The sequence below is a fragment of the Catenulispora pinistramenti genome (genome assembly GCF_018274385.1).
In the GTDB taxonomy this organism is placed as follows: domain Bacteria; phylum Actinomycetota; class Actinomycetes; order Streptomycetales; family Catenulisporaceae; genus Catenulispora; species Catenulispora pinistramenti.
Genome location: NZ_JAAFYZ010000425.1, coordinates 1 through 3,373, shown reverse-complemented (window position 1 = coordinate 3,373; position 3,373 = coordinate 1). Strand labels below are relative to the sequence as shown.

Here is a 3,373-nt window from a genome sequence, read left to right as displayed (position 1 = left end):
GGGGAACACGGGCGGGTTCGGCTTGCGCGGAAGGGCAGGGCACGATGACCGGCGCGCGAGCGGAAGGACCAGCGGCCGGGCGGGGCTTGTGGCGCGTCAAGATCGCGGCTGGCCGCGTGGGGCGTTACCGGGGGCGTTCTGGATCGTTCCCTCGGCAGCGTGGGTGAGTGGATGTGGAGAGGCAGGGCTCGATGAGTGGTTGGGCTTCGGGCCTGCGGCGTGTGGTGGTGCCGGGTGCCGAGGTGGTGGCGGCGGTGGCCGGGGGGCTGGTGATGCCGGTGGCGGCGCGGTTCGTTGATGTGGATCCGTTGGATCGGACGGGGCAGGTCAGTGCGCTGGCGGCGTTGCAGGTGCGGTTCACCGTGCTCGGGGTGGTGCTGCTCGGGGTGCTGATGTTCTGCCACCGGTGGCGCGGGGGTCGGGCGTATGACGTGGCGAAGCGGGTGGTCTGCGCTGCGCTTGCGGGGTTGGCGTCGGGGTTCTTGGCCGGCGGGATTGTGGTGGCGCTGAAGGGGACGCCGTGGCCTCTGTTCGGCCTGTCGGGGGACACTGGGCGGTTGGTGGAGTGGTCGGCGTCGATCGTGCATGGGCACGGGAACCCGAATCCGACGTATCCGCCGCTGACGCTGCATGCGCTGGCGTGGTGGGCGCAGCTGTTCCACCACGGCAATACCGCGGCGGCGTTCCGCGATATGGAGATCGGTGGGGCCGCTATTACCGGGCCGGCCGCCTATTGCGCGTGGCGGTTCGTGTTGAGTCCGTTGTGGGCGCTGGTGGTGGGGGTGGTGCCGGCGTACTCGATCATCGATCCGTACAAGCCGTATGGCGCCGTTGTGATGATCGTATTGCTGCCGGTGTTCGTGGTCTCGGTGCGGCACACGATGCGGGTCGGGGACATGGCGTGGCGGCCGGTGCTGGTCAGCGCGGTGTTGTTCGGGCTGCTGTATTCGCTGCTGTTCCTGATCTATCCGGGCTCGTCGTTGTGGAGCGCGCCGGGGCTGGTGGCCGCGGTGTTGTTGCTGTTCCCGTGGTCGAAGGCGCGGGTCGGGCGGCTGTTGGCGTTCATCGGCGTGACGGTCGCGGTGTTCGGGGTGCTGTGCGGCTGGTACGTCAAGGACCTGACCGGGCCCGGCAACGTGGACCGGGCCTACGGCTTCGACGCGTACACCGACCCGGCGTTCTTCTCGATGTGGCGGACCGACATGCCCGGGGACGTGGGGCAGTGGCCGCCGCCGGGCGAGTTGGCCGGGCTGGGGCTGTTCAGCGTGCTGACGTTCGCCGGGCTCGGGGTGGCGTTGTGGCTGGGTTGGCGGCGGCCGCTGGCGGTGACGGTGGCGTGTGTGTTCGGCGGCACGTGGCTGTGGCGGATGGAGATCGCGTCGCGGATGTGGGCGACGGGCACGGTGCAGCTGTGGCCGCGCACCGGCAACCAGCTCCTGTACTGCGTCCTGGTGCTGGGTGCCGCGGCGACGGCGTTCGCCGCCACCCGGCTGGCGGGCTGGCCGCCGTTGCCGTCGCGGCTCGGCGCGCACGTCGGGGCGCTGGCCGCGGTGCTGTTGGTGCTGGGGAGCGCGGCGTCGTCGGTGTCGGACTATTGGATGCCCGCGAAGACGAACAGCTACAAGATCCTCGCCTACGTGTCGCAGACCATGCGCAAGCCGGACGGTACATGTCCGAAGTACGCGCCGAACCATCAGTGCTCGGCGACCGGGGACCAGTCCTGGATGAACAACTTCGCGGGGCCGAGGAATCACTGAGGAGGGGACTGCGTAATAGCGCTGCGGGATGAACCCCTCAGGCGACCGGCGGTGGATGCCACAGTACGTCGCGTCGCCGCACCGCGACCGTCGCGACCAGTACCGCGAGTCCGATCGCGTACACCACCCACCACAGGATCCAGCCGCCCGGCGGGCTCCACTGGATCGGGGTGATGCCGTACTTGCGCCAGCCGCTGTGCGCGTACCGCGTCATCGACCAGTAGAAGGCCCCGAGCCCGGCCAGGCCCAGCACCACGGCCGCCGCGGTGGGGACCCGCCGCTCCAGCGCGCCGGGCAGGTCCGCCCCGACGCGGCGGGCGATCAGCAGCCCGGCGAGCACCGGCAGGCCGAGCACCCAGGCCAGGATGTAGCGGCCCTGCCAGCCGATGCCGAAGCGGTTGGCCTCCAGCACCTGTGCGACCAGCGGGATCGCCACGGTGCCGACGACGAGCGCCGCCACCACCGCCGTCTCCCGGAGCCGGCCGACGCCGAGGGCGGACAGGATGAGCAGGCCAGCGACGGCGTACCAGGCGATCGTGGTGCCCGGTGGCAGCGCCACGTCGAGCCAGCCGAGTTCCCCGACCACCTGCATGATGTAGGTGCCGGAGCTCCAGAAGACCTCGTTGAACACGACCCCGGGAGTCAGCGTCGGGAAGGACAGGTTCGAGGCTGTGAGGGTGTCCGCGTACCGGCTCCACAGGAACGCCGCGACCCCGCCGACCACCAGCACCCCGGCCATGATCTGCACGGCCCGGAACCGCGCCAGCCACACCAGCTTGCGCGGCCCGGCCACGATCACCAACGCGACCAGCACGGACGCCACGAAGGCGATCCCCAGGCTCCGGGTGTTCGCCAGCAGCGCCCCGCCGACGGCCAGGCCCACGGCGCGCCGCGTCACCTGGCCCGGTTTCGGGTCGTCGTCGAGCGCCAGCGACATGCCGGCGGTCCAGGCGAGTACCGCGGCGGTGGCCTCCATGCCGTTGGAGTTCACGGTGCCGCTCAGGAACAACGCCATAGGGGTGCCGCTGGCCACGACCCCCAATACCGGCCAGCCCGGACGGCGCCAGCCGGACGCGATGCCGACGGCCGCCGCGAGCAGCCCCGAGTTGAGGAGGGCGGAGGCTAGACGCATCCCATATAGCGCTCCCACTCCGGGGAGGAACAGGCTGGGAAGCCCTACAGGGAAGTAGTACGCGGGGTTGTAGTTGCCTGCAGAGGTCTCGACGATCGCCGTGGAGTTATCGGTCCCGAACTTCTTGCCGCAGGCCGCGGAGACGAGTTGGTTGCGGAAGCAGGCGGACATCGCGTCGAGGGTGTTGTACTTCGCGGGCAGCGGATAGCCGAGCCAGGTCTTCTCGAAGCCGCCGCTGATCTCGTGGCGCGAGGTCGAGTTCACGAACTCACCCCGGGCGGTCGCGGCCGCCTTGACCATGTGCGAGGGCTCGTCCGGCGAGGTGGACATCGGGGAGGCGAAGGCCCAGCCTGCGGAGACCAGGAAGAAGCCGATCAGGGCCAGGAGCCACGGACGGTTCAGGGCTCTGACGACGCGCTGGCGCGCCCGGGTGGTGCGGCCCGGTTCTTCGGGCAGGATCGGGGCCGGTTCCGGGGGTGGGCGG

General features: G+C 70.6%; 2 protein-coding genes. One reads left to right on the top strand and one right to left on the bottom strand.

Going from position 1 to position 3,373, the window contains the following annotated elements; all coding sequences use genetic code 11:
- Positions 1 to 191 precede the first annotated feature (191 nt).
- A complete protein-coding gene (locus KGQ19_RS48110) occupies positions 192 to 1,757 on the top strand; it encodes a hypothetical protein (protein ID WP_212022276.1) in 1,566 nt (521 codons plus the stop codon).
- 37 nt (positions 1,758 to 1,794) lie between these two features.
- On the opposite strand, the gene KGQ19_RS48105 is transcribed toward KGQ19_RS48110, so the two are convergent.
- The coding region (locus KGQ19_RS48105) for a DUF2142 domain-containing protein (RefSeq protein WP_212022275.1) at positions 1,795 to 3,373 on the bottom strand (1,579 nt) is incomplete at its 5' end.